The 4,532-nt window shown below is 70.2% G+C and carries 4 protein-coding genes and 1 pseudogene; 2 read left to right on the top strand and 3 right to left on the bottom strand.

Annotated elements, in window-relative coordinates; genetic code table 11:
- Window positions 1-165: 165 nt before the first annotated feature.
- The 3 genes from ACFXPK_RS28680 to ACFXPK_RS28670 form a co-directional block, all read right to left on the bottom strand.
- A complete protein-coding gene (locus ACFXPK_RS28680; RefSeq protein ID WP_384994137.1) occupies window positions 166-852 on the bottom strand; it encodes a DUF305 domain-containing protein in 687 nt (228 codons plus the stop codon).
- A gap of 38 nt (window positions 853-890) precedes the next feature.
- On the bottom strand, window positions 891-1,538 hold the full coding sequence (locus ACFXPK_RS28675) for a DUF3105 domain-containing protein (protein ID WP_384994140.1): 648 nt from the start codon (window positions 1,536-1,538) through the stop codon (window positions 891-893).
- A 99-nt stretch (window positions 1,539-1,637) separates the two neighbouring features.
- Entirely contained in the window at window positions 1,638-2,063 is a 426-nt protein-coding gene (locus ACFXPK_RS28670; protein WP_384994142.1) for a hypothetical protein, read from the bottom strand.
- Window positions 2,064-2,223: 160 nt separating this feature from the next.
- Between ACFXPK_RS28670 and ACFXPK_RS28665 the strand changes: the two are divergent.
- Together ACFXPK_RS28665 and ACFXPK_RS28660 are read left to right on the top strand one after the other, a co-directional pair.
- A pseudogene (locus ACFXPK_RS28665) lies at window positions 2,224-2,736 on the top strand (MarR family winged helix-turn-helix transcriptional regulator); the annotation flags it as partial.
- 367 nt (window positions 2,737-3,103) lie between these two features.
- Complete coding sequence (locus ACFXPK_RS28660) at window positions 3,104-4,465, top strand: glutamine synthetase family protein (RefSeq protein ID WP_382888499.1); 1,362 nt, start codon at window positions 3,104-3,106, stop codon at window positions 4,463-4,465.
- Window positions 4,466-4,532: the final 67 nt, after the last annotated feature.

The raw sequence follows: 4,532 nt of genomic DNA, 5'->3' as shown, positions 1-4,532 counted from the left end.
ACAACAAAACATAGCTCTTTTGTGGGGGGACCCCCCCCCCCTCCCCCCACCCGGGGTGTGACCCCCCGCCCCCGGCCGCCGGCCCGCTTGGGGCGCCCCCACGGCGGGTGAGCCTCCGACGGGATCAGGCGCGCGGGATCAGGCGTGCGGGATCAGGCGTGCGGATCAGGCGCGCGGCTTCGCGCCGCGCTCCGCGAGCAGGTCCGCCATCAGCGACAGCTCCGACTCCTGCGCGGCGACCATCCCCTCGGCGAGGCTCTTCTCCGTACCGTTGGAGCAGAGCCGGACACACCCCTGCGCCATGGAGACGCCGCCCTGGTGATGGACGGTCATGAGTTGGAGGTAGAGGATCTCGGCCGCCTTGCCGCGGGCCTCGCGGAGCTGGTCCAGCTCCGCCTTGGTGGCCATGCCCGGCATCAGCGAACCGTCGTGGGCCTGATGGCCCCCGTGGCCCGCGGAGCCGTGGTCCATGCCCTCCATCCCCTCCATGGAGTCCGCCTCCGCCATCCAGGCCATGGGCTCCGTACCGGCCTCGACCTTCGGCAGCCCCCACAGGTCCAGCCACCCCATGAGCATGCCGCGCTGGTTCGCCTGGGTGTTGGCGATGTCGTACGCCAGCCGCCGCACGTCCTCGTCGTCCGTGCTGTCCCGCACGATGAAGGACATCTCCACGGCCTGCTGGTGGTGGACGGCCATGTCCCGGGCGAAGCCCGCGTCCGCGGAGTCCGAGGACGGCGTACCGGCGGACGCTGCCGTGCCGTCGCCGCGCGCGGCGGAGGCGACCGTGGCCGTACCGGCGAAGACCAGCGCCAGCACGACGGCGGTGATCGCCGCCCACTGCGTACGCGTCACGGACCGCCGGGGGCCGGACCCGGCCGGGTCCGCGCCGCTCACTGGGCGCCCATTCCGCCCGTGCAGGCGGCGCCCGGCTCGGGGGTCTGCTGGCCCTGCACGTACTTGGTGAAGAACTGGTTGACGCGGGAGTCCGACGCGCTGTCCACCGTCACCTGCTTGCCCCAGGCGCTCAGCATGATCGCGCCGTCCTGGTCCTTGACCGGGCTCATCAGCGTGTACGGGGTCTTGCCGACCTTGTCGGCGAGCGTCTTCACGTCGTCGTCCGACGCCTTGTCGTTGTACGTGACCCAGACCGCGCCGTGCTCCAGCGAGTGCACCGCGTTGACGTCGGGGATCTCCTCCTTGTAGACGTCACCGTCGCAGTTCATCCAGACCTGGTTGTGGTCACCGCCCACCGGAGGCTTCATCGGGTACGTGACGGCCTCGGTGACATGGTTGCGGCCCAGCTTCTTGGCGTCCCAGGACTTCTCCTCCTTGACGGGCGCCGCGGCGGCGGCCTTCTCCGCGTCCTTCTTGTCGGACTCCTTGTTGAGCGCGTACGCGCCGAAGCCGACGAGGCCGACCACCACGACGGCGCTCAGCGTGATCGTGATGATCCGGCTGCGCCGCTCGCGGGCCCGCTCGGCACGGCGCATCTCCTCTATTCGGGCCTTGCGGTCGGCTGACTGGGACTTCGAACCCATGATGTTTTCGTCCTTCTGACTTCTGGGGATGGCTGCGGAATCGCGGAACGCTGCATGCTGAACGCGAAACGTGGAACACGGTGCGGGGTACGGGCCCGGCTACGTCCGCAGTACTTGAAGGACGTGAAGGTCCGGCGCGCGCGGGAACGCTCCGGAACGGGGCGCCCGGCCGGCCGGGCGCGGCGGTTCGAGGTGCGGCTGCTGTACGGCGACGTCGGGCGCCGCGGCGGGCGCCGGCACGGTGAGCACGGCCGCGCCCAGGTGCGGGAAGAGCCCGCAGTCGCCGCCCCGGTACGGGCACACGTACTGGGCGTCGCCGGTGTGCGACGCCCCGGCCGGACCGGCGGCGGAGGTGCCCGCCACGGAGAAGGTGACAGCGGCGGCGTCCCGGTGGTGGCCCGCCGTCTCCGTATCGGTGCCCAGACAGAGGAACAGCGCGGCCAGCAGCGTCGCCACGGCGCTGACCAGAGCCGTGGGACGCGTGGTGCGTATGTGGCCGGTGCGGCCGCGCGACTGTCCCCCCATGGGGCCAGATCGTAGTGCGTGACGCGCCGCGGCAGCAGTCCGGGCGTCGGCAAAGACACCGCGCACCGCCGCTCCCGCCGCTGTGTCCTGGGCGTGTACCGCCGCCGATACGGTATGAAACGGTCCCGGTGAAACAGCCACCGGCGCGATACAAAGAGGCATGGCAGAACAGAGAGGCGGGGCCGGGGCCGGGCGTCCCCCCGCCGATGTCGACGCGGTGACCCGCGCGGTACTGACCGCGTCCCGGCTCCTCGTCGCCATCTCCGCCCGTTCCCTCGCCACGATGGGGGAGCGGGTCACGCTGCCCCAGTTCCGTCTCCTGGTGGTTCTCTCCACCCACGGCGACGCCAAGCTCGTCTCGGTCGCCGAACGGCTCGGCGTGAACCCGTCCACCGCCATGCGCATGCTCGACCGGCTGATCGCGGCGGGGCTGGCGACCCGCGAGAGCAACCCCGGCAACCGCCGTGAGACGGTGCTGCGCCTCACCCCCGAGGGCCACTCCCTGGTCGAGCGCGTCACCGCCGTACGCCACCGGGAGATCTCGGCGATCGTCGAGCGGCTCACCCCGGGCCAGCGCTCGGCCCTGGTCGAGGCGCTGACGGCGTTCACCGAGGCGGGCGGGGAGCCGGCCGTCCCGGGCGACGAGGGGGAGCCGTACCCGCTGGGCTGGTCCGACACGCACACGCGGTACCCGGAACCGGCGGACCGGCCCGAGCCGACGGGGTCCTCGTCCGGGTCCTCGTCCGAGCCCTCGTCCCGGTCGTCGTCCGGGTCCTCGCCCGATCAGTCCGTGACGGATGAAGGCTCAACCGGTGGCTGACAGTCGCCAGGAGTGATCTTCGTCGGCGGGGATTGCGGTCACCTGTTTCATGGGCACCACCTGGGCAGGCACTATGGGCGTGTGCCCGTACACGCGCACGTCCCGGATCGTTGGACGGGCGTTCGCAACGCGCCGGAAATCGTGTGGTGGGATGCTCGTGTGCCCCAACGTGCCCCGCGACATGGGAGCAGGTGGCCTGACCAGCAAGGATGGGTAGGATATGGATAAGCAGCAGGAATTCGTGCTCCGTACGCTGGAGGAGCGCGACATCCGCTTCGTGCGGCTCTGGTTCACCGATGTCCTCGGCTTCCTGAAGTCGGTCGCCGTCGCCCCCGCGGAGCTGGAGCAGGCATTCGACGAAGGCATGGGCTTCGACGGATCCGCGATCGAGGGCTTCGCCCGTGTCTACGAGTCCGACATGATCGCCAAGCCCGATCCGGGCACCTTCCAGATCCTCCCCTGGCGCGCCGAGGCCCCGGGCACGGCCCGGATGTTCTGCGACATCCTCATGCCCGACGGATCGCCGTCCTTCGCGGACCCGCGGTACGTCCTCAAGCGGATGCTCGCCAAGACCTCGGATCTGGGGTTCACCTTCTACACCCACCCCGAGATCGAGTTCTTCCTGCTGAAGGACAAGCCGGTCGACGGCACCCGGCCCACCCCGGCCGACAGCTCCGGCTACTTCGACCACACCCCGCAGAACGTGGGGATGGACTTCCGGCGCCAGGCGATCACGATGCTGGAATCCATGGGCATCTCGGTCGAGTTCAGCCACCACGAGGGCGCCCCCGGCCAGCAGGAGATCGACCTGCGGTACGCGGACGCGCTCTCCACGGCGGACAACATCATGACGTTCCGCCTGGTCATGAAGCAGGTCGCGCTGGAGCAGGGCGTACAGGCGACGTTCATGCCCAAGCCGTTCTCGGAGTACCCCGGCTCGGGCATGCACACCCACCTCTCCCTCTTCGAGGGCGACCGGAACGCGTTCTACGAGTCCGGCGCGGAGTACCAGCTCTCGAAGGTCGGCCGCTCCTTCATCGCCGGGCTGCTCAAGCACGCGGCGGAGATCTCGGCCGTCACCAACCAGTGGGTCAACTCCTACAAGCGCATCTGGGGCGGCTCCACCCGCACCGCCGGCTCGGGCGGCGAGGCCCCCTCGTACATCTGCTGGGGCCACAACAACCGCTCCGCGCTGATCCGCGTCCCGATGTACAAGCCCGGCAAGACGGGCTCCGCCCGCGTCGAGGTCCGCTCCATCGACTCCGGCGCCAACCCGTACCTGACCTACGCGGTCCTGCTCGCCGCCGGCCTCAAGGGCATCGAGGAGGGCTACGAACTCCCGGCGGGCGCCGACGACGACGTCTGGGCCCTCTCCGACGCCGAACGCCGCGCGATGGGCATCGAGCCCCTGCCGCAGAACCTGGGCGAGGCGATCTCCCTGATGGAGCGCAGCGAGCTGGTGGCGGAGACGCTGGGCGAGCACGTCTTCGACTTCTTCCTCCGCAACAAGAAGCAGGAGTGGGAGGAGTACCGCTCCGAGGTCACCGCCTTCGAGCTGAAGAAGAACCTGCCCGTGCTGTAAGCCGCAGGTCAGCGCGTATTTTCCGCGTGAACTGCGACGTCGGGCCCGCACTGTCACGGTGCGGGCC

It is taken from the genome of Streptomyces sp. NPDC059142 (assembly GCF_042755665.1).
Classification (GTDB): Bacteria; Actinomycetota; Actinomycetes; order Streptomycetales; family Streptomycetaceae; genus Streptomyces.
Note: the sequence above shows the minus strand (reverse complement) of the source record. Positions and strands in the feature narration are given on the sequence as shown.